The sequence below is a fragment of the Flagellimonas aequoris genome (genome assembly GCF_003584165.1).
Lineage (GTDB): Bacteria > Bacteroidota > Bacteroidia > Flavobacteriales > Flavobacteriaceae > Flagellimonas > Flagellimonas aequoris.
Genome location: NZ_QXFJ01000009.1, coordinates 85,412 through 108,238, shown reverse-complemented (window position 1 = coordinate 108,238; position 22,827 = coordinate 85,412). Strand labels below are relative to the sequence as shown.

The 22,827-nt window shown below is 44.8% G+C and carries 19 protein-coding genes; 6 read left to right on the top strand and 13 right to left on the bottom strand.

What is annotated here, in order from left to right; translation table 11 throughout:
• The first annotated feature begins 178 nt into the window (after positions 1 to 178).
• Entirely contained in the window at positions 179 to 1,333 is a 1,155-nt protein-coding gene (locus tag D2U88_RS03245) for a serine hydrolase domain-containing protein (RefSeq protein WP_119638867.1), read from the top strand.
• A gap of 91 nt (positions 1,334 to 1,424) precedes the next feature.
• Here the strand turns inward: D2U88_RS03245 and mfd are convergent, their stop codons facing one another.
• The 4 genes from mfd to D2U88_RS03225 all read right to left on the bottom strand — a co-directional run bounded on the left by mfd (position 1,425) and on the right by D2U88_RS03225 (position 12,813).
• Positions 1,425 to 4,844 (bottom strand): transcription-repair coupling factor, encoded by a 3,420-nt coding sequence (mfd, locus tag D2U88_RS03240; RefSeq protein ID WP_119639021.1) that lies wholly within the window; start codon positions 4,842 to 4,844, stop codon positions 1,425 to 1,427.
• Between the two features lie 324 nt (positions 4,845 to 5,168).
• Positions 5,169 to 5,795: a ligase-associated DNA damage response endonuclease PdeM gene (gene pdeM / locus D2U88_RS03235; RefSeq protein WP_119639020.1), complete on the bottom strand. Its 627-nt coding sequence runs from the start codon at positions 5,793 to 5,795 to the stop codon at positions 5,169 to 5,171.
• A 90-nt stretch (positions 5,796 to 5,885) separates the two neighbouring features.
• On the bottom strand, positions 5,886 to 10,235 hold the full coding sequence (locus tag D2U88_RS03230; RefSeq protein WP_220473476.1) for a T9SS type A sorting domain-containing protein: 4,350 nt from the start codon (positions 10,233 to 10,235) through the stop codon (positions 5,886 to 5,888).
• Positions 10,236 to 10,344: 109 nt separating this feature from the next.
• Positions 10,345 to 12,813: a ligase-associated DNA damage response DEXH box helicase gene (locus D2U88_RS03225; RefSeq protein ID WP_119639018.1), complete on the bottom strand. Its 2,469-nt coding sequence runs from the start codon at positions 12,811 to 12,813 to the stop codon at positions 10,345 to 10,347.
• A 99-nt stretch (positions 12,814 to 12,912) separates the two neighbouring features.
• Here D2U88_RS03225 and D2U88_RS03220 point away from each other — a divergent pair, with 99 nt between their 5' ends.
• Entirely contained in the window at positions 12,913 to 13,341 is a 429-nt protein-coding gene (locus D2U88_RS03220; protein ID WP_119638866.1) for a tellurite resistance TerB family protein, read from the top strand.
• On the opposite strand, the gene fbp is transcribed toward D2U88_RS03220, so the two are convergent.
• Positions 13,338 to 14,351: a class 1 fructose-bisphosphatase gene (gene fbp, locus D2U88_RS03215; RefSeq protein ID WP_119638865.1), complete on the bottom strand. Its 1,014-nt coding sequence runs from the start codon at positions 14,349 to 14,351 to the stop codon at positions 13,338 to 13,340. The genes D2U88_RS03220 and fbp overlap by 4 nt on opposite strands.
• A gap of 110 nt (positions 14,352 to 14,461) precedes the next feature.
• On the opposite strand from fbp, the gene D2U88_RS03210 reads away from it, so the two are divergent.
• The 4 genes from D2U88_RS03210 to D2U88_RS03195 all read left to right on the top strand — a co-directional run bounded on the left by D2U88_RS03210 (position 14,462) and on the right by D2U88_RS03195 (position 19,128).
• Entirely contained in the window at positions 14,462 to 14,944 is a 483-nt protein-coding gene (locus D2U88_RS03210) for a GNAT family N-acetyltransferase (protein WP_119638864.1), read from the top strand.
• A gap of 26 nt (positions 14,945 to 14,970) precedes the next feature.
• On the top strand, positions 14,971 to 16,221 hold the full coding sequence (locus D2U88_RS03205) for an aspartate kinase (protein WP_119638863.1): 1,251 nt from the start codon (positions 14,971 to 14,973) through the stop codon (positions 16,219 to 16,221).
• A gap of 79 nt (positions 16,222 to 16,300) precedes the next feature.
• The gene (locus D2U88_RS03200) at positions 16,301 to 18,097 is read left to right on the top strand and encodes a GNAT family N-acyltransferase (RefSeq protein ID WP_119638862.1); all 1,797 of its coding nucleotides are present in this window, start codon (positions 16,301 to 16,303) and stop codon (positions 18,095 to 18,097) included.
• Between the two features lie 29 nt (positions 18,098 to 18,126).
• Positions 18,127 to 19,128, top strand: coding sequence for a carboxypeptidase-like regulatory domain-containing protein (locus D2U88_RS03195; protein WP_182859089.1), 1,002 nt, complete (start codon positions 18,127 to 18,129; stop codon positions 19,126 to 19,128).
• Positions 19,129 to 19,140: 12 nt separating this feature from the next.
• Here the strand turns inward: D2U88_RS03195 and D2U88_RS03190 are convergent, their stop codons facing one another.
• The 8 genes from D2U88_RS03190 to D2U88_RS03155 all read right to left on the bottom strand — a co-directional run bounded on the left by D2U88_RS03190 (position 19,141) and on the right by D2U88_RS03155 (position 22,779).
• A complete protein-coding gene (locus D2U88_RS03190; protein WP_119638860.1) occupies positions 19,141 to 19,563 on the bottom strand; it encodes an arsenate reductase ArsC in 423 nt (140 codons plus the stop codon).
• An 18-nt stretch (positions 19,564 to 19,581) separates the two neighbouring features.
• A complete protein-coding gene (locus tag D2U88_RS03185) occupies positions 19,582 to 20,073 on the bottom strand; it encodes a GNAT family N-acetyltransferase (RefSeq protein WP_119638859.1) in 492 nt (163 codons plus the stop codon).
• A 10-nt stretch (positions 20,074 to 20,083) separates the two neighbouring features.
• Positions 20,084 to 20,575 (bottom strand): DUF6428 family protein, encoded by a 492-nt coding sequence (locus D2U88_RS03180; protein ID WP_119638858.1) that lies wholly within the window; start codon positions 20,573 to 20,575, stop codon positions 20,084 to 20,086.
• A gap of 2 nt (positions 20,576 to 20,577) precedes the next feature.
• Positions 20,578 to 20,901 (bottom strand): ArsR/SmtB family transcription factor, encoded by a 324-nt coding sequence (locus tag D2U88_RS03175; RefSeq protein ID WP_119638857.1) that lies wholly within the window; start codon positions 20,899 to 20,901, stop codon positions 20,578 to 20,580.
• 85 nt (positions 20,902 to 20,986) lie between these two features.
• A complete protein-coding gene (locus D2U88_RS03170; protein WP_119638856.1) occupies positions 20,987 to 21,373 on the bottom strand; it encodes a YtxH domain-containing protein in 387 nt (128 codons plus the stop codon).
• 52 nt (positions 21,374 to 21,425) lie between these two features.
• Entirely contained in the window at positions 21,426 to 21,812 is a 387-nt protein-coding gene (locus D2U88_RS03165) for a VOC family protein (protein WP_119638855.1), read from the bottom strand.
• The gene (locus tag D2U88_RS03160) at positions 21,809 to 22,267 is read right to left on the bottom strand and encodes a DUF1801 domain-containing protein (protein ID WP_119638854.1); all 459 of its coding nucleotides are present in this window, start codon (positions 22,265 to 22,267) and stop codon (positions 21,809 to 21,811) included. The genes D2U88_RS03165 and D2U88_RS03160 overlap by 4 nt, the downstream gene beginning before the upstream one ends.
• A gap of 107 nt (positions 22,268 to 22,374) precedes the next feature.
• Positions 22,375 to 22,779: a DUF4199 domain-containing protein gene (locus D2U88_RS03155; RefSeq protein WP_119638853.1), complete on the bottom strand. Its 405-nt coding sequence runs from the start codon at positions 22,777 to 22,779 to the stop codon at positions 22,375 to 22,377.
• Positions 22,780 to 22,827: the final 48 nt, after the last annotated feature.

Below are 22,827 nucleotides of genomic sequence, written 5' to 3'. Positions count from 1 at the left end.
TTGTCGTTTCCCTCCTCATTTCGAAATGACATTGGCTGCATTTGGTCATTCTGAACGCAGTGAAGAATCTCATATGAATTGGTATGTTTCCTTCTTTTTGTGCAGGATGGTTGTCATGCTAGGATGAGAAATCCATCAACAATCATTACCTTCAAAGCCTAATTAACCAATCCTCAACATGAAACCACTTTTTCAAATTTCCCTCCTTGTAGTATTGATGGTCAACAACCCCTTGGCGGCCCAAAAAATGTATTTTCCCGAAAGAAACGAAACATGGAAAGCTGCCGAAAAAGGACAGTTCAAATACGATGCAAGCCAATTGTCCAAAGCCGTTGATTATGCCAATGCCAACGAGTATTCAGGTTCCCGAGATTTACGGATTGCGATTTTGGATGGCTTTAAACAAGAACCCTTCCATAAGATATTGGGCCCCACCAAAAAACGCGGGGGTCCCGCTGGGATGATCATGAAGAACGGGTATGTTTTGGCCTCTTGGGGAGATACCAAGCGGGTGGATATGACCTTTAGCGTGACCAAAAGTTTTCTCTCCACCGTGGCCGGTTTGGCCGAGGACGAAGGGTTGATCGTGGACACCAAGGACAAAGTAGGCGACTATATTTGGGATGGCACCTTTGATGGGGAACACAACTCCAAGATTACCTGGGAGCATCTGTTGCAACAAAACTCCGATTGGTCCGGGGAATTATGGGGCGGCAAGGATTGGGCCGACCGTCCGCCACGGGAAGGTGGTCTGGACGACTGGAAATTCAGAAAACTGAACGAACCAGGGACTGTGATGGAATACAATGATGTTCGGGTAAATGTTTTGGCTTATTCCCTAACGCATGTATGGCGCAAACCAGTTCCCATGATTTTGAAGGAAAAAGTAATGGACCCTATCGGGGCCACGACCACTTGGCGTTGGTTTGGGTATGATCATGCTTGGACAGAAGTGGATGGCATCCAAATGAAATCCGTAACAGGTGGGGGGCACTCTGGTGCCGGACTATTTATTTCCACAGAAGATATGGCCCGTTTTGGGATGTTGTTCCTGAACAATGGCCAATGGAAGGACCAACGATTGATTAGTGAAGACTGGATCAAAAAGGCCACGGCACCTTCGGTGCCCAATGTGAACTATGGCTATATGTGGTGGCTCAACCAAAATGGACCTCGTCATTGGGAAGGTGTGCCCGAGCATGTGTTCTATGCCGCAGGCTTTGGGGGCAATTTTATTGTGGTGGACCAAAAAAGTGGTTTGGTCATCGTGACCCGCTGGTTGGAACCCTCAAAAATCGGGGAGTTTGTAAAGCAGGTCTATGAGGCTTTTTGATGGATTGTCATTCCGTACTTGACACGGAATCTCATTGGACTGTATTGTGATGCTGAAACAAGTTCAGCATGACATGTTGTAAAAAAAGGAATCAAACTGATTTCACAGGAACATGTTTCAACGGCTCCAAAACCTTCAATGCCTTTTCCACAGTGGTAATCCTGTCAAACGTCAATAAGAGGCGGAGTCCATTCCGGGTCTGCTTTTCCTTAAGTTTGGCTTGTTGGGAGTGGCTCTGCACATATTGCAATACTTGGGTGAACACGGGGGTTTGGTAAAAATTGGATTGCTGATCGGCAATAAAGTACCCCAAGAACTTGCCTTGTTTCATCACCACTTTTTCCAAGCCAATATGGGTGGCGATCCACTTGATCCGGACAGAATTCAACAAGTCCTGTGCCTGATCGGGCAACTCTCCAAAACGGTCCACTAAGTCAGCTTCGAATTTTTGGAGTCCTTTTTCATCTTTTACCTCATTGAGCTGGGTGTAGAGATTTAACCGTTCCGTGATGTTATTGATGTAGTCGTCGGGGAAAAGCAGTTCAAAATCGGTATCCAGTTGAATGTCCTTTACGTAGACCTTCTCTTTGTGACCTTCTACCTCTTCGTATAGCTCTTTGAACTCATTTTCCTTGAGTTCGTCAATGGCCTCGGTCAATATTTTCTGGTAGGTCTCAAAGCCTATTTCGTTGATGAACCCACTTTGCTCACCACCCAACAAATCCCCGGCACCTCGGATTTCAAGATCTTTCATGGCAATGTTGAACCCGCTCCCTAGATCTGTGAATTGTTCTAGGGCTTCAATACGTTTTCGGGCATCTGGGGTCATCACTTCGTACGGCGGGGTGATGAAAAAGCAGAACGCTTTTTTATTGCTTCGGCCTACCCGTCCACGCATTTGGTGAAGGTCGCTCAGCCCAAAATTATTGGCATTGTTGATGAAAATGGTGTTCGCATTGGTCACGTCCAGCCCACTTTCCACAATAGTGGTGGAGACCAGTACATCAAACTCCCCGTTCATAAAGGCGAGCATGAGCTGTTCCAGTTTTTTGCCTTCCATCTGCCCATGGCCGATACCGATTTTGGCATCGGGAACCAACCGTTGGATCATCCCGGCGACTTCCTTGATATTTTCGATGCGGTTATGGATAAAGAATACCTGTCCGCCCCGTTGAATTTCGTAGGAAACGGCATCCCGAATGATTTCTTCGTTGAAACGAATGACCTGGCTATCGATGGGGTAACGGTTGGGAGGCGGGGTATTGATCACCGAAAGGTCGCGGGCCGCCATCAAACTGAATTGAAGCGTTCTTGGAATGGGTGTGGCGGTTAGGGTGAGGACGTCCACATTTTGTTTGATGGAACGCAGTTTTTCCTTTACCGAAACCCCGAATTTTTGCTCCTCGTCCACAATCAACAATCCCAAATCCTTGAACTGTACATTTTTGTTCACGAGTTGATGCGTACCGATAATGATATCGATTCTACCAGCGGCCAATCGCTCCAAAACATCCTTTTTCTCTTTTGCCGTTCTAAAGCGGTTGAGGTAGTCTACCGTAACGGGCATATCCTTCAAGCGCTCCTTGAACGTTCGGCTGTGTTGAAAGGCCAAAATGGTAGTGGGCACCAAAATGGCCACCTGTTTGCCATTGTCCACAGCTTTAAATGCTGCCCGAATGGCCACTTCGGTCTTTCCAAAACCAACATCCCCACAGATGAGTCGGTCCATGGGGCGTTCGCTCTCCATGTCCATTTTTACATCTTGGGTCGATTTTTCCTGATCGGGGGTGTCCTCGTACAGAAAGGAAGCCTCTAACTCAAATTGTAAATAACTGTCGGGAGCGTATTGGAAGCCTTTTTCCAAGCGTCGTTTGGCGTAGACTTGAATGAGGTCGAAGGCAATCTGCTTGACGCGGCTCTTGGTTTTCTGTTTAAGGGTTTTCCAAGCAGCGGAACCGAGTTTGTAAATCTTGGGCGGCGCTCCGTCCTTGCCGTTGTATTTGGAGATTTTATGCAGCGAATGGATGCTGACATACAAAATATCGCGGTCGCCATAAATCAATTTGATGGCTTCCTGTTTTTTGCCTTCCACATCTATTTTTTGGAGTCCCCCGAACTTTCCGATACCGTGGTCAATATGGGTCACGTAATCCCCAATTTCCAGTTTGTTGAGTTCCTTGAGGGTAATGGCCTGTTTTTTGGCATAGCCATTTTTAAGGTGGAACTTGTGGTACCGCTCAAAAATTTGATGGTCCGTATAGCAGGCCAGTTTCAGGTCATCGTCAATAAAACCTTGGTACAACGGAAAAACCACGGTCTGGTAGTGTACCGTTTGGTCCACTTCCTCAAAAATATCGTGGAAACGTTTGGCCTGTTGCTCGGTGGAGCAGAAAATATAATTGGTATACCCTGTTTCCCGATTCTCGTTCAGGTTTTCGATAAGCAGGTCGAACTTTTTGTTGAAAGCCGGTTGGGGTTTGGTGTTGAATTGTATGATGTCACTTCGACTTCGCTCAGTGGCCATGTTGTCTGAATTTGGGAGGCTGAGCGGAGCCGAAGCCCCAATCTCCACACATACAAAATCCTGTAGTTGGCTTTTCAGCAAAGCTGAATCCACAAAAAGCTCTTTGGGCTCGGCATGCTTGATTTCCTTGCCAAGTTTTGCAAAACTCTCCTCGGCTTTTGCAAAAAGCGTATCGGCGCGGTCATAAATCAAGGCAGGGTTCTTGGCAAAAATCACAGTTTTAGGAGAGATATATTTTAGGAAACTCTCCCGGGATTCCTGCAAGAACTTGTTCTCCACATTGGGGATGATGGTAATTTTCTTCACCTTGTCCGTCGAGAGCTGGGTCTCCACATCAAAGGTTCGGATGCTGTCCACCTCGTCGCCAAAAAATTCGATACGATAGGGCTCATCATGTGAAAAGGAGAATACATCCACAATGCCTCCCCGAACAGAAAACTCCCCGGGCTCGGTCACAAAATCCACCCGTTTGAACTGGTATTCAAAGAGCACTTCGTTCAAAAAGTCGAGGGAGAGGGTATCTTCCAGTTTTATTTTCAGGGTGTTCTTGTCCAGCTCCTTTCGGGTGACCACCTTTTCAAAAAGGGCATCTGGGTAGGTGACGATTACCGCTGGTTTTTTCCGAGAGTTTATGCGGTTCAGCACTTCTGCCCGCAGCAACACATTGGCATTGTCGGTCTCTTCTATTTGGTAGGGCCTTCGGTAGCTCCCTGGATAAAAAAGCACATCGTTCTCCCCAATCAGCAATTCTAGGTCATTCAAAATGTAAGCGGCTTCCTCCTTGTCATTCAAAATCAGAAGAAAAGGGGTGTCGGCAGTCTTAAAAACCTCAGAAACTGCAAAGGTTAGGGAAGAACCCACCAGTCCTTTTACATTTATTTTTCGATTGTCATCTTGGGTGGTGTCCAGAGATAGGGCAATAGAATCCCTCAGTTTCCCTAGGGTGGGAGACTGTGCAAAGAGTTGGGAAATCGGGGCTTTGGTCAATCCAAAAACTTTGCGGCAAAGATAACCTGAATTGTTTTTAGGGAAAGCATTTTTTGAAATAATCAATGGCCTATGGTGAAAGATGAAAGTTCTAAGTAGGTTCAGTTGTTTGTGCTGATGGATAATTGTCATTTCGAACCTACTGAAAGGAGTGTGAGAAATCTAAAAAGACTGGGATTTCTCAATCGATGCGCTGCATCTCATTTCGAAATGACGTTTTAGGTCATTCTGAGCAGAGCGAAGAATCTATTTTCAGAATTTTTTGGATTCCGTGCCAAGCACGGAATGACAAGTTGATTATCATTTTGAATGCGAGAAAGTAATCTAAACCTTCACTACAGTATCCTCCACAATGGCAAATACCTCATCCTGTTTGGAAGGTTTTAGGGCATGGGTACCGGTAAATTCCCCAAAGGCAGGCAAGACCATTTGGTTCTTGGACTTAAAAAAACAGGGAAGCCTCAAATGCTGACGACCAAAGCCTTGTAGCCTCACGGCAGGGTGAATATGTCCACAGAAAGTGAACAGTCCTTGGCGTTCTTCAGGATGGTGGGTCAGTAAAAAGTTTTCCAAGACCAGCTCTGGAAATATTTTAACGTCCAGTTTTTCAAACTTTTCCGGGGCGATGATGTCGTGGTTACCCGAAACCAAGATGATCTCGGCCGGGGTTTTGGCCACCCAGTTTTCAAAAAGTTCCCATTCCTTGTTTAAGGACGAATGGAAAAGGTCGCCCAAAAAACAAATTTGAAAGGGTTGGAAATCGGACACGATCTTGTCCAACAACACAAAATTCTTATGTATGGCCTTTCGGGGAACCGCCGCACCGAACTTACGGAAATGGGAGACCTTCCCCAAATGTACATCACTGATGAGCAACAGGGATCTTTCTTCCCAAAAAAGGCCACCCAAAGGGTGTAGGATAAAGTTTTGTTGCTGGATGGAAATATTCATGAGGGCCAAAGATACTATAGGACCTTTGGATTTACCACAACAAAAAAGCCCCGACATTTTTGCCGGGGCTTGGAATATGATGATAAAAAACTATCTCTTTTTAACCACAGGGATGGTCTTTGGAAATCTACCCTGAGTATACACTTTGATAAAATAAATTCCTCTTTGGTAGGTTTCCATGTTGATATTGATGGACTCACTTCCTTCGGGTACATTTAAATGAACAACGGGCCTTCCCACCATGTTATAGACAATCACTTTTGCATTTTCAGTCAATGCGCAGCCAAAAGAAACATTGACGGAACCTACAAATGGGTTTGGATAGGCATGAGCCCTGATACGACATCCATTTGATGGAGTGTCACAACTGCCCAAGGTATCACCATGGGCCAAATGAAACTTGACTGCATGTTGCGAAACACAGATTTCTCGGCCATTATGGCATAGGGTCACTTTCGGATTCCATGGGTTTGAACCACAGCTTACATCGATGGCTTCCACAGTAATGGTTTCTATCATGGAACAACCATTTTCGTCGGTTACGGTCACTTCGTATTCTGTGGTCTCTTCTGGGCAAACCGTAATGGTGTTTCCAATTTCACCCGTGCTCCAAACTATTTCATAAGAACCTGTGCCGCCTTCAACGGAAAGTACTTCCAAAGTGGTACAACTTTGAGGTTCATACCCCAAATACACTGTTGCATCTCCAGAAGTGATCATGGTGATCATGTCAGGTTCCGTAATGGTCACTTCTGCCTCAAATTGTTGTAAAAGGGCATCATTTACCACCACGGTATACGAACCGGCCATAAGACCAGATGCCGTTTGGGTAGTCTGTCCATCGCTCCAAACATAGGTGTATGGCGCAACGCCACCACTTACGGTAACGGTTGCCGTTCCATCTGCTTCGCCAAAGCAGCTTACATCGGTAGAGGTAATGGATTCAAAAGCGAAAGGTTTGAGCATCAATCGTACCGAAACGGGCAAGTGGTCCGATGTGGTACTTGCATAATCGTAATCATAGAATTCATAGTGCGATTGGGCCGAATGTTCAATGTATCGCGGTAATACTTCGTCCGTACCTGAAATATGGTCGATCATATCCTGTTCGAACACATAGGAACGGAAACCATTTTCACTGAGTGTTGCGGTGAACACACTGTAATTTGCCGCATCGTTCACGTAATTTTCATAGGAACTTACCGTGGTTGAAGTGATATCGGCAACGGTCACATCCACATCGTCGTTGTAATCGCCCAATAGGATGAGATTACGGTCAGCGTAGTACGCATCCAAGCTATCTTTCAACACTTCCACATCATACTTTCTCATATCGTAGCGCAACTGGGCATCGCTGCTTCCGTTGGCACGGGCATGTAGGGCCACAAAGTCATAGGTTTCGGTTTCCCCGTTGATGGTAATGTCGGCCGTCATCAAGAAGGGCAACCTTCCACTTGCGTAGAAGCGGTCAGGGTCACTTGGGTAATCTGTCAAAGCTGAAGTATCACCACCATTATAATAGGGATGGATGGATTCCAACAAAACTTTGGTATCGGTCACGGTCACGGTCTCGGTGTTGTAAATGAAACCTACTTTTTGATGGACCCCTGGATCATTGGGATAGGAGACCGCAGGTGAAAGCACATAATCGTAACCGGGTAGTTCGCTGACCATTTCCGCAAAAAGGGCATCATCGGCAATTTCTTCCACGGCCAATACATCAGGTTGTAATTCGGCTATTACCGCTTTTACACTATCCTTTTGAATGGCATCGGAATTTGGGTCTCCCGCTGCTGGGGAGTTGCCTTCGTCGCCAAACCATTCAATATTCCAAGCGGCCACTTCCAACGTATTGGCCTTGTCCACTTCAACAGGAAGCGCTGGTGGTATATAGTCGCCTGCACAAGCAAGGTCGGTCCTGATCCTGGGTAATAATTGATAGAGTTCATAATATCTTCCCACCACACCGATGACCTCACCACAGGTTTCAGGTTGGGCAAGACCCACCAAACTTTCCACATCGCCATCAATGCGCAGTTCACCGGAACCACTGGCATCGATTACCGCATAGTTGGAATTGCCAAACAAAAGGTCTCCGGGTTTCGGGAAGGTCACATCCACTATCCTGACCAATTCTGCTGGGTGTTGGTCCATTTCGGCCAGGGTGATGTCCAAAGGAACAATCGGTTCGTTGGGTGTTCCGTTGGAAGTGACTTCGGTAACCGGACTGATCTGTATCTGTTCGTTGTAAGAGTTTCGCACACCCGTAATGGTAATGGAATCCCCTATCATGAATACCCCATCACCATGTACCTGCTCATCAAAAACGGCAATGGCCCCAGTTTGGTCTTGGATGTAGGCAGACCCTGCAAATTGGTCTGTAACGGTCAACACACCGCTTATGGTCACCAATGTGCCATCACTTAAAGCGCGTGCCTCAGCGATGGTAATCGGTTCTGGGTTTTCGTTGCTGCCGCCTCCGCCATAGGTACCGATGGGGAACGGTAATCCGGCCGTATCATTTGTGGTGGTATTGTCCAAGGCATCGGTACCACTGTAGGTCCAATTGTCCAAAACAAAAGTGCTTCCGTCTGGTCCTGTGCCATTTTTGCGATAGACCCAGCCATCCACATAATCCCATGCTTGGCCTGTTCCATCCACATTGATGTCCCCAAAAACATCAATTACACCGCCTTCAAAAAAGAGCTCAATAGCATCATCACCATTGATGGCAGCGGATGATGAGGTGTAGTCGGGAGCAAATCCAAAATAGCTTTCGAAACCATTACTTTCACTGGCAATGTAGATAAAGGTGCCTCCTGGAACACTTACGGTAGGAAAAGTAAATTCCTCTCCATCGGTACCTCCACCGTTATTGGCAGAACCGATTCCGTAGGCACTTAAATCCGCAATATCATTTTTAACATAGAGTTCGATGGCCTTTGGTACACCTCCAGATAGTGGTCCATCCACAACCCCGGTAATGATGAGATCCGGACCATAGGCCCCCAAAGGAAACGGAGTGGCGGCCGTATCATTGGTAAGGGCGCCATCCATGGCATCAATACCACTAAAAATCCAATTGTCAATAACGAAAGTACTTCCATCAGGTCCGGTGTCGTCCTTGCGATAGGCCCAACCATCCACATAATCCCATGCCTCTCCGGTTCCATCCACGTTGATGTCCCCAAACACATCGATTACGGAACCATTGAGAAACAATTCAATGGCATCATCACCATTGATGGCCATGGCCCCAGAAGTATAGTTGGGTGCAAACCCGAAGTAACTTTCAAACCCTGTAGTTTCGGTGGCCACATAAATGTGTGTACCGGCAGTAACGGCATCAGCAGGAAATGTAAATTCCTCGCCATCGGTGCCTCCACCGTTGTTGGCCGAACCCAAACCGTAAACGCTGAGGTCGGCAATATCTTCCAAAGCATAAAGTTCCACTCCTTTTGGAACCCCACCGGTCAATGGACCATCATAGACTCCCGTGATGATCAAACCAGCTACAATGGGTGTGCTGGAATCGGTGCGGGCATCGGCAGCAACTCCTGTGGAATACATCAAACTGGCATCATAGGACCAGATTCGGTAACCATAACTCGTGTTCTCCAATAAGCCCTGGTGGTCAAATGTTGAGGCGTTTCCAACATAAATTACAGTGGCCCCATTGGGCAATGTATCCCCTTCGGAATAGGTTGTTCCATCCACTAAAGTTTCAGAAACAGTGCCACTTTCAATGGTAGCAACCACAACGGGATTGCTATCAGCATTCAAGTTCCAGGAAAGGGAAATGCTGGAAGTACCTGTTGATGTGGCTGTGAAATTGGAAACATTGTCCACGGTTGGGGTTACCACTCCGCCAAAGGTGCCAATCGGGAATGGGTTGGCGGCCGTAGCGTTTTGGGTTTCATTATCCAAGGCATCAGTGCCGCTATAGGTCCAATTGTCCAACACAAAGGTGCTACCATCTGGGCCGGTCCCATTTTTACGGTAGACCCAACCATCCACATAATCCCATGCCTGTCCTGTTCCATCCACATTGATGTCACCGAACACATCGATTACAGAACCGTTAAAGAACAGTTCAATGGCATCGTCACCGTTGATATTTACGGCCGAATCCATGTAATTAGGAGCAAATCCAAAGAAATTGGTGAATTCCACATCTTCTGTGGCTATGTAAATAAAGGTACCGGCAGTCACGGCATCGGCAGGAAAGGTAAACTCCTCGCCATCGGTACCACCACCATTGTTGGCCGAGCCCAATCCATAAAGACTAAGGTCTGCAATGTCGTTTTCAACATAAAGTTCTACAGCTTTTGGTATCCCACCAGTAAGTGGTCCATCTACCACTCCGGTAATTTTCAAGTCTTGGGCCGAGACACCGAGAACAAAGCAAAAAAGTAATAGGAAAAAGTAATTTTTCTTCATAGTGTGAGGTTGTAAAGTGTTCAGGAAACTAAAATCTTAAAATTTTAATAAAATCGAATCACCCTTGAATTAAGAATATGTTAAGGGGTGGTTTTTTCGACGAACGACACTATTTTCCTGTTTTAAGGGATTTTACCATCCGTTTGATCCGGTCGGCCAGTTTTTCGTTGGACAATTTCTCCCGCAGCCGATCTGTAATGATGGGGAAGGAAAATGGGGTGGGTTTTGTACATTTTTTCCAAACAATTTCCTGTTGTGCTATGCGTTCCAAAGCCAATCGCAAACGGCCTTCTTCCAACTGGTGCTCAAAAGTTTCGGTATAGGCTTGTTGGTACAAAAGATTATCATCCTCAAAATCCTTGAACACGTCAAATAGTAATTCGGAACTGCTTTGCAGATGCTTCATTTTTACCCCTTTCTCCGGATATCCGGTGAATACCATGCCGCTGATGACAGCAATATCACGGAATTTTCGCCGGGCCATCTCGTTAGAGTTCAAACTTTTTTGCAGGTCGGACAGCATAAAATCCGTAGTAAAAAGGTTGTTGTCCAAAATAGCCTGGATATCGATTTTCTTATCCGAAAGCAATTCAAACCCATAATCATTGAAGGCTAGGGAACAGGTGATAGGGGTCAAAAGACTGATCCGGTATGCCAAAAGACTGCTCATGCCTTCATGGATGGCACGCCCTTCAAAAGGATAAAAAATGTGATGATGGCCATCACTGGTCTTAAAAGTCTCGATTAAAAATTGATGGGGCTGTGGCACCAAACTTTCTTCCCTTTGCTTGGCAAACATCGGGGCAAGGGATTGGATTTCTGGAGACTGTTCCTCTTGGGGAAATTCTGCCGTGTACAATTCTTGGCGGAGCAGTTCCGACATTTTAGCGGAGAAGCTCAACCTTCCGCCCATCCAACTGGGTACTTTATTGGTCCGTTTGGTGGAATTGACCACGTGGGCAGACATCCCCTTGATCCGGATGAACTCCAAATTTCTACCTGCAAAGGTGAACACATCTCCCGGACTCAATTTGGAAATGAAATATTCTTCAATACTTCCAATATATCCTCCTTTTTGATAGCGCACTGAAATGGTGGCATCGCCTACAATGGTTCCGATTTGGAACCGGTGTCTCATGGCAACCGCCCTGCTGTTCACTACGAACCTACCATCGTCTTCCACCTCTACTTTTTTGTATTCGTCATAACTTTTCAAGCTTTGACTGCCCATCACCAAGAAATTGAGCAACCACTGCCATTGTTCTTCCGAAAGGGCCTGATAACAAAAGGTTTGTCTGACTTCTTGATACATTTCATCTGGATAAAACCCATCCGAAACTGCCAACGTGGTCAGGTATTGGATGAGCACATCAAAACTGTTCAGGTAAGGAATCCGATCTTCCACCGCATGGTGGAGTACCGCTTTTTGCATGGCGGAGGCTTCAATAAGTTCCATGGCGTGGGTGGGCAAAAAATGGATGACACTTTCCTTGCCGGGGCGGTGACCGCTACGCCCAGCACGCTGTAGAAATCGGGCCACCCCTTTTGGTCCGCCGATCTGTACCACGGTTTCCACGGGGGCAAAATCCACACCAAGGTCCAAACTAGAAGTACACACGACGGCTCTTAGACTTTCATTACGGATGGCCTGCTCCACCCAAAGTCGAGTCTCTTTGTTGATACTGCCATGGTGCATGGCCAGTTCCCCTGCATATTCCGGGTGTTGTTCCAATATCTTTTGAAACCAGATTTCACACTGGCTTCGGGTGTTGGTAAAAAGTAGGGTGGTTTTGCTATTATTGATGATTGGGATAACGTTTTCCAAAAGATGTAATCCCAAATGGCCCCGCCATGGGAAGGTTTCCATTTCCTCGGGAATAGTGCTCTTGACCGTGATTTTCTTGTTGATCTCGGCCTTGATCAAAACCGAATTCTCCAGTTCTTTGGAGGTGGGCCCCAAAAGCACTTCCCGTGCCTGCTCCAAATTCCCTATAGTGGCCGATATACCCCAGATACGAAGGTCCTTGCAAACGGTTTTCAATCGGGATAGGCCCAATTCCATCTGAACGCCCCGTTTGGTTCCCAAAAGTTCGTGCCATTCGTCCACCACAATGGCGGTGCAATCCTTAAAAAGTTTTGCGTACCCTTTGGAAGAGAGCAGCAGATGCAGACTTTCTGGGGTGGTAATCAAAAGATCGGGCATGGTGGTCCTTTGTCTTGACCTTTCCTTGGTCGAAGTGTCCCCCGTGCGAATGCCCACGGTCATTTGGGTGCCCAGATCTTGGGTGATGCGCTCCGCGGGTTGTTTGATTTCTTGTGAAAGGGCACGGAGGGGTGTGATCCAAACCGCTTTCAGTCCCTTTTTGTGCTTGGTTCTATAATCGGGATGGTTTTGGATGTAATCCAACACAATGGGAAACCAAAGGGCATAGGTCTTGCCACTTCCGGTCGGGGCGTTCAAAAGGCCGTGTTTGCCTTCCAGAAAAGCAGCCCAGGTCTGTTTTTGGAAGGGAAAAGGTTCCCATTTTTGTTCATGGAACCAATTTTCGGCTATATGGAAGAGTTCGTTTTGGTGCAGTTCCCGTAGTACTTTGGATTGAAAAATACGAATTTCTTTCAAGGGTTTGTACCCACCTTTTTGCGATAAGATTTATATTTGTGCCACAAAATTTGAAATATGCCAATTTTAGATCTTTACGAGCACGGAGACCATAGGAAAAACTTGGCCCATTTTGCCACTTTGGCAAGTTTGGCCGCCATTGATGGAGAGATCAACCCCAAGGAAAAAGCAATCTTGGAAAAATTTGCCTTCAAACTCAACATTACCGAAGAGGAGATCAAGGAGGTCATGAAGAAGGATAACAAATATCCTATTGAGACACCGCACAGTGGCGAGAAAAGATATAAAAGGCTGTTCGAGTTTTTTCAGATCATATTTTCCGACCACGATATTGATGAAGGAGAACGCAAAATGGTTGAAAGGTATGCCATCGGTTTAGGCTTTTCACCTAAAAAGGCGACTGAAATTATTGATAAATCCATCAAGATCTTTACAGGAAAAATTCCTTTTGAGGATTATTTCGAATTGGTAAAAAGAGAGAGCTAAGATTTGGCCCTGGCCATAAACTCCTCTGCCTTTTCCACCATTTTTTTACTTCCGCAGAAAAAAGGTACCCGTTCATGTAGCTCCGTGGGTTGGATGTCCATGATGGGGTTGAACCCGTTACTGGCCTTGCCGTTGGCCTGTTCCGCTAAAAAAGCCATGGGATTGCATTCATAGAGCAAGCGCAGTTTTCCATTATGTGCCTTATCGCTCTTTGGGTAGATATAAATACCCCCTTTGATCATGTTACGGTGAAAGTCTGATACCAAGGATCCGATATATCTTGAAGTGTAGGGTCGGTCGTCCTCTTCCATTTGGCAGTATTTGATGTAATCCTTCACGCCTTGGGGAAAATGGATGTAATTGCCTTCGTTCACGGAATAGATCTTACCTGTTTCCGGAAACTGCATGTTGGGATGGGATAGATAAAAGGTACCCAAGGCAGGGTTCAAGGTAAAACCGTTCACGCCATCCCCTGTGGTATAGACCAACATGGTGGAAGTGCCATAAATGATGTAGCCTGCTGCGATTTGGTTTCTTCCCGGTTGCAGAAAGTCTTCAAGGGTTACAGGTGTTCCCACGGGAGTGACCCTCCGGTATATGGAAAAAATGGTCCCAACGGAAACGTTCACATCAATATTAGAGGAGCCATCCAAAGGATCGATCAACACAATGTATTTGTTCTGGTGTTGTTTGTCAAAACTGTTGATACTGATAAAGTCATCTTCTTCCTCTGAAGCAATGCCACAGACAATTTCCCTATTTTTTAAGGTTTGGATGAACTTTTCATTGGCCAACACATCCAATTTTTGTTGGTTTTCACCCTGTACATTGGTCTCCCCGGCAGAACCGATGATGTCTACCAAGCCTGCTTTGTTCACTTCGTGGTTGACCACTTTGGCAGCCAAACGGATGCCGTTCAGCAGTCTTGAAAGCTCTCCGGAGGTATATTGAAATGAGTTTTGGTTGGCAATAATAAATTCACCTAGGGTACGGTGCTGCTTGTCAAACATGGAAGGCTGTTTTATTTAAGGACAAATATCGTGCATTTTGTGAAACTATAACGTTTTCGATAAAGATAAGTTTTAGAATTTTATAACTTTGAGTTTTATTTGTAACAATTATGGAGTTTGCAATCAGGGATGCTCGACCCGAAGACATGGAGCGTGTTTTGGCTTTGATCCAACAATTAGCCGATTTTGAAAAAGAACCCGACGCCGTTGAGGTTACCAAGGACGATTTGGTGAAGCATGGCTTCGGGGAGCAAAGGATGTTCCATTGCTTCGTGGCCGAAACAGATGAAGGTATTTCTGGGATAGCTTTGGTGTATCCACGTTATTCTACTTGGAAAGGACCTGCCATCCATCTGGAGGATTTGATCGTCTCGGAAAACATGCGAGGCAGTGGTCTGGGAACGGCCCTGTTGGATGAGGTAGTTCGTTACGGGCATTCACTTGGAGTAAAAAGAATCTGCTGGGAAGTGTTGGATTGGAATGAGCCTGCGATTGAATTTTATGAAAAAAAAGGGGCCAATGTACTACGCGATTGGGATGTAGTACAATTGGATGAAAACGGAATCAAAAATTATATGGAAAGCCTGAATTGAGCTTTTCAACAGACAAGCATAAAAAAATGAGAGTTTTTAAATTTGGGGGAGCATCCGTTAAAGATGCCGATGCCGTAAGGAATGTGGTGAGTGTGCTGAAGGAGGTGGGGTATATGGACACCTTGGTCGTGATATCGGCCATGGGCAAGACCACCAATGCGATGGAAAAGGTCGTGGAATCCTATTTTTACGATAAAAATGAACTCAATGCCTCCATTCAAGAGGTGGTGGATTACCACCATGGGATTCTATCCGGGCTGTTCGAAAATCCGAACCATCCCATTTACGACAAGATAAAATTGCTGTTTGATGAAGTGAAGGGGTTTTTGGCCTGGAACAAATCCCCAAAATATGCTTTTGTATACGATCAGGTAGTTTGTTATGGAGAATTGCTGTCCACAACCATTGTGAGCGCCTATCTGAATGAAGTTGGGGTTTCCAATACCTGGTTGGATGTGCGCACCATGATCAAGACCGATAATACCTACCGTGATGCCCAAATCAATTGGGAACGTACCCAACAAGAGGTCATGGCCAGGGTAGATATGTCCAAACTGAACATCACCCAAGGCTTTTTGGGAAGTGACGACAATAATTTTACCACCACATTGGGTAGGGAAGGTTCGGATTATACCGCGGCCATCTTGGCCTATTGCCTCAATGCCGAGTCTGTAGCCATTTGGAAAGATGTGCCCGGTGTCCTGAACGCCGATCCCCGAAATTTTGAAAAGGCAGAGTTGTTGGAACAGATATCTTATCGTGAAGCCATTGAGTTGGCTTTTTATGGTGCTTCGGTAATCCACCCCAAAACCTTGCAGCCTTTACAGCGTAAAGAGATACCCCTGCACGTAAAATCCTTTGTGAACCCTATGGACATGGGGACCACCGTGGGCAAAGGAATCGGGATTGTGCCCAAAATACCGTGTTTCATCGTTAAAAAGAACCAAGTGTTGTTAAAACTTTCCTCCTTGGATTTTTCATTCATTGTGGAAGATAACATCAGCGAAATCTTCAAACTGTTTCATGACCATAGGTTGAAGGTGGATCTTATCCAAAATTCGGCCATTAGTTTTTCCGTTTGTTTGGATAACAAGTTCAAGGGACTTCAGCCCTTATTGGAAGAATTGAAAAAGAAATTCAAAGTGGTCTGCCATGAAGATGTTTCCCTGTACACCATACGCCATTTTGATGAGCAAGCGGTGAAATCCCTTCAAAACGGAAAGTCTGTTCTGGTGGAGCAACGCGGAAAGGAAACCGTGCAATTGGTTGTGCAATAACGCTTTATCCTTATTCTTGATGCAACGGGGCCAGTAATTGTAATTTTCTATCTTTACGCCTAGCTAAAGAAGAAACTACATGGGCTTGGTTACTGCAAAGGAGGTTGCAAAAGTGATTCATCTGGACAAGTATGGCTTTTTGGGCACTTTTGTGGGCTGGCTTTTGATGGTGGCCACTAGAATTACCACCATAAACAGGTTCTATAACAAGAACAAAGACCTTCCAGGGCCCGAATTTTTGGACGCCATCCTGGACCATTATGAAATCGATTTTGAGATTCCGGAAGAAGATATCAAAAGGCTCCCCAAAACGGGTCCGTACATTACCATCAGTAACCATCCACTGGGCGGTATCGATGGGGTTCTGCTTTTGAAACTTTTGTTGAACGAGCGTCCGGATTATAAGATCATTGCCAATTTTTTGTTGCATAGGATCGAACCCCTGAAGCCTTTTATTATGCCGGTGAACCCTTTTGAAAGCCATAAGGATGCCAAGAGCAGCATAACAGGTTTCAAGAATGCCCTAAAACACTTGCAGGACGGTCATCCATTGGGCATATTCCCTGCCGGGGAAGTTTCTACGTATCGAGATGGAAAATTGGTAGTGGACAGGCCATGGGAAGAGGCAGCCATCAAATTGATCCGCAAAGCCGAAGTGCCGGTTGTACCCATTTATTTTCACGCCCGTAACAGTCGACTTTTCTATACCTTATCCAAAATGAACGATGTGTTCCGAACGGCCAAATTGCCTTCGGAACTGACCTCTCAAAGCATGCGTCCCATCAAGGTGAGGATTGGGCAGCCCATTTCGGTGAGTGCCCAACAGGAAGAGGAGACTTTGGAATCCTTCACTGAACTGCTGCGCAAGAAAACGTATCTCTTGGCCAATGTTTTTGAGAAGGAACGCTTGATCGATAAGGTGCCTACCTCGTTGAAGATACCCAAACCACCCAAAAAAATTGCTACACCCATCAGTACAAAGGTATTGGAGGGAGAAATAAAGCAATTGCGTGAAAAAGACTGTCGCGTATTGCAGAGCAAGAACTATGAGGTGTTCTTGGCCAAACAGAAAGACATGCCTTTTTGCCTTAACGAGATTGGAAGACAGCGCGAGATCACCTTCCGTGAAGTGGGGGAGGGGACGAACAATGCTATAGACCTGGATAGTTTTGATTCCTATTATCATCACCTTTTTCTTTGGGACGATGATGAGAAGACCATTGTTGGGGCATATCGAATGGGATTGGGCTCCGAAATCTTCAAAAAGTACGGGATCGATGGGTTTTATCTCCAAGATCTTTTCCGGTTCGAACCTGAACTTTATGGTATGATGGAAAAATCCATCGAAATGGGAAGGGCCTATATCGTAAAGGAATACCAACAAAAACCCATGCCTTTGTTCTTGCTTTGGAAGGGCATCGTGCATACTACGTTAAGGCATCCTGAACATAAATATTTGATCGGGGGCGTGAGCATCAGCAACCAATTCTCGAATTTCTCCAAGTCCTTGATGATAGAGTTCATGAAATCCAACTATTGGGATCCTTATGTGGCCCAATACATTCGACCTAAAAAAGAATTCAAGGTAAAACTCAACGATGCCGATAAGGAGTTCATCTTTGATGAGACCCAAGCGGACCTGAATAAATTTGACAAGCTCATTAGCGAGGTGGAACCCGGGAGTTTACGCTTGCCCGTATTGATCAAAAAGTATATCAAACAGAACGCCAAGGTGGTCGCGTTCAATGTGGATCCCTTGTTCAACAATTCTGTGGATGGGCTTATGTACATCCGCATTGCCGATTTACCGGAAAGCACGGTAAAACCGGTCATGGAAGAGTTCCAGGCCGAACTGGAACAAAAACTCAGTCAATAACCAAAATCATGTTAAGTCTAAAAAGACTTATGGCTTTAATTTTTTTCCTGATAGGTGCTGTGTCCATGGCACAGGAAATTCAGGGAAAGGTATTTGATTCCAATACCAAGGAACCCATTGTTGGAGCATCGGTTTATTTTAATGCAAGTTCTATTGGCACCATAACCGACGAAGAAGGAAACTTTAAGTTGGGATTGCCCTATGAAAACAATGCGATACTTGTTGTGAGGCATATTGGTTATGTGACAAGAAAAGTTATTGACCCATCAACTGATTCCACTTTACAGTTGGGCCTAACTGAAGATATTCAAAATTTAAGTGAGGTGGTGTTGACATCAGACCCCTTTACACGTAAAGAGAAAATGAAAGTGTTTAAATTGGAATTTTTGGGGGACACAAGGGCTGGTCGTTCCTGTGAAATTTTGAATGAAGACCAAATCAAACTCTATTTTAATTCTTACAATAACACATTGGAAGCTTATTGTGAAGCTCCCATAAAAGTGCGGAATGGGTTTATGGGTTATGTTATTTATTTTGATATTGAGGAATTCAAGGTTTCTTTCAGGGAAAAATCACTCAGAAGGATAGATAATATATTTCATACCTTGATTGATGGTTCGACCCAATTTTTTGATGTCTCGGAAGGGGATCCAAAAATTTTGGAACGACGTGAAAAGGCCTATCTGGGTTCTACGGTTCATTTTATGCGTTCTTGCTGGCACGGAGATGTTGAGAGTCAAAATTTTTCATTGAAAAGAAATTTTAAAGAAGCTTCTATCAAAGACATGTTTAACAATGTTGAAGAAGATGTTTCTAAAGACCTCAAAAAAGTCCGATTTCTTGACAAACAATTTGTCATTTACTTTAAAAACAAGGGTAATTATAGATCCACATTGAAAATCGCCGAGTTGGATTCCATCTATTCAATTGATATATATGGCAACTACACCCCTTATAAAGGATTGGTATTCGGTGGTTATATGGCCAATTTTAGAATAGGGGATATGTTACCTATGGATTATGGCATGTAGTTAAATAATTCTTCAGTCCATCAGCTCCTCTTTCACGAAATCATGGCAGAATTCCTTGATTTGGTCCCTTGTTTTCCGAAATGCCTCCACAATTTCTTTATCTGTTCCCTTTACTTTTGATGGGTCTGGAAAATTTTGATGCACCCTGATGGCATTTTTGGATGGGATGAAAGGGCAATGTTCCCTGGCGTGATCACACACGGTGATAATGAAATCCCATTCAATTCCCTGGTATTCGTCCACATGATTGGAGGTGTGGTGAGAGAGGTCCACGTTGTCCTCTTTCATGATTTCAACGGCCATGGGGTTTAGACCATGGGTCTCGATTCCCGCGCTGTAAATGTTGGCCAATTTATTCTGAAAATGGTTCAGATAGCCATGGGCCATTTGGCTTCTACAAGAGTTTCCGGTACAAAGTACCAATATGTTTTTCATAGTTTTTTTGATTGATGTTCAATTTGTTCCGATGATATTGCTCCGCTTTTCAAATAAAAGGTTGTCCTTCCATTCACCATGAAGTTTGCCTACCCGTTCACGCTTGCCAATATAGCGAAAACCCACTTGCTCATGTAGCTGTACGCTTGCTTTATTTTCGGGAAAAATACCGGATTGCAAAGTCCAGTATCCTGCCTGTTCACTTTCGGTTATCAAGCGTTGCAAAAGCATTTTGCCAACTCCTTTGCCGCGACTTTGGGCCGCGATGTAGACACTTACTTCCCCAACCCCGCCATAAACACATCTACTTGAGACAGGGGATAGGGCGGCCCATCCCAAAATGGTCTCGTTCTCCTCGGCAACCAATCGGCAGTGGTCGGTATGTGATTTATCCCAATGTTCATAACTGGGAATCTGGGTTTCAAATGTGGCAAATCCAGTGGCTATTCCTTCGGCATAGATTTGGGACACTTGTTCCCAATCGGAAGGCCGCATGTTTCGAATGGTCATGATGATAGGATTAACAACAACCGGATCCAGGTGTGCAACAGGCTTCTTTTTCTATCTCGGCCACCGTTGGGACAACCCCACAGGTTTCCTTGGCCTTACAGTCGGTTTTTTCTACGGAGAGCTTCATGATCAACGAGGTTTCATCCAAATCAAAATCGTTTACAAAAAGCTGGGCAGTGTGAAAATGGTCATTGCTGTATTCAAATTTGATTTCCGTGTCCTTGTCCATAGGTTTGATCTTATCCACTTTGTTCAGGATGCCCAATGCCTTGTAGGTGGACATGAATTCGGTTTTCTCTTTTTCTTTTGGACTTTCCCACAGTTGTACAATGGTCTCCTTCCAAAAATCGGTCCCGGCCCCACAATCCACAGAGTCTATGGTAATGTTTTTCACTTCTGTGATGTGGTAATTGGCCCCAACGAGTTGATTAGGAGCATATTCAAAAAGCAGGCTTTTGTTTTGATGTTGTTTTAAAAGGGATAAAAATTCAGATGTTTTCATGGTTAACAACAATTACGGTTAATATTGGAAAAGAACAGGTGGAAGGTTTGTTGAAGTTCCTCCCATCGTTCCTGGTCGATACAATAACAGAGGTTTTTGCCCTCAAAGGTTCCCTTGAGCAGTCCAATTTTTTTAATCTCGTTCAGATGCTGGGAAATGGTGGGCTGGGATAGGCCAATGATATCTACCAAATCGGTACAGATGCAGGCATCTTGCTTACTGATGTATTCCAGGATGGCCACTCGGGCAGGGTGGGCCAAAACTTTTGCGATTTTGGCAAGGTCATTCTGCTTGGTGGTGAACATATAGGTTTTGGTCAATCCCATTTTCAATTCATTTTAATATTGCAATATTACGATGATATATTGAAATAAAAAAGCCAGAAAGGAAATTAACTGGCTTTTGTTGTTTTTAAAGACTTTTGAACCAGTTTTGGAAATGCTCCCCTAAGAGGAACACCGGTTTTTGGTTTCCATTGATGGCGCCCACAAGACTAACGATCCAAAGAATGAAAGGGAAAATCCAAGCAATTAAATTGATTACAGGAATAATTCCCAATACAAAACCTAGTAGCATAATGCCTAAAACTTGTCTTATGTAAAAGGAGCCAAGCTCAGATTTATTACTGCTATTCATAATAATGGCAATGATCCAACCGATTAAGGTAAGGTGGGCAACTATAGCTACAGTTTTTCCACTTTCTGGATTTTTTGGGTCAAAGGCTTGTTTTACATCTTCCTTAAACTCTTTCGCGGCCTCTTCGGCTTTGTCACCAAAGTCTTTGTTTTCTTCAGACATGCTTTTAAATGTGTTGGTTAATGAGTTTTAAATGTAGCAAATAAATCAATATCTAAAGAAAGGCTTTATCAACAGGCTCCCATAGTTCCAGTTTGTTGCCATCTGGATCCATAATGTAACCGAATTTGCCATAATCGTATTCAGCAATCTCACCTACTATGGTTACCCCCTCTTTCTTCAATTCCTCCATAAGTTCCACTAGGTTTTCGACCCTAAAATTGATCATAAAGGGCTTCTCACTGGGTTCAAAATATTTGGTGTCACTGCTAAAGGGGCTCCACTGGGTCATGGCATCGTTGCCATCCTTGTCCTTCCACCAAAAGGAACATCCGTAATTATCCGTATTGAGGCCCAAATGGTTTTTGTACCATGTTTTGATATGGTCCGGGTCCTTGGTCTTAAAGAAAATTCCGCCTAATCCTGTTACTCTGTTTTTCATGATTTTTTAATGTTTTGTTCATATATGTTGATCCAATCCTGGGGAGACATTTTTCTGCACAGCTCCCCGATAAGTGGGTAAGGAATGGTTTTCATATTCTTGAAACGGATGCAACTCTTGCCCATATCCAATTTAGTGGCGACATAGTTTGGATATTCGCTTACAAACCAATCGTGGAGTTCTTTGTCCGCATAAATCCCCGAATGGTATAGGGCCACAAAGTTCTTTTGCGAGGCAATGCAGGTAAAGGGAAGAGGTTGTTTTGGGTCACAGTGGTACCCATTCGGATAAAGGGAATGGGGCACCACGTAACCGATCATCCCATAGGTGATACATTCCTCAAAGCCTTCGGGTAGATTGGTTTTTACGGTTTCGCGCAATTTTGAGGTGACCTCCTTACGATCTTCGGGCACTTTACTGATATATTCTTCCGGAGTTTTGGCATCTATGGTCATGATTCTGATTTTCGTTGGAGTATTAAGGAAGAGACCAACGTGATGATCAACCCGATAACGAACACTGTAGAGGCCATAAAGGCAAAGGACAGGAAAGGATTCGAGAACTAGGCCTTCTGTTCTTCCAATTCCGCCAGTCGGATACGTAGTTCTTCCGGTGGAAGGGTGCCTTTCATGTTTTCGGCAATCTCGGCATAATAGTAGTCCATAAACCCTGGATTGAGCACTTCGGTATAGAACACATCCAACAATCCAAAAATGAGGGCGGTGATCAAACTGATCAAGAGCCCCATGGTCAACGCCTGTTTAAAACTGACTGCCCCACCGTTTTCCTTGTCCCTAAAATGTCGAATCCCAAAGTATACAAAACATAGGGAAAGGATAATGGTCACATATCCCAAAATTTCCTGTACGGGAAGCGACAAGGTACTCAGGCCATACCAACTGGCAATGGACAGCACACAAATGGTAAGGGCTCCATAGGCACCATATCTTAAGATTGTTTTTTTCATGGTCTTGCTTAAATGGTTGATCCAAAAGTAGAAGGATAAGCTTGCTAC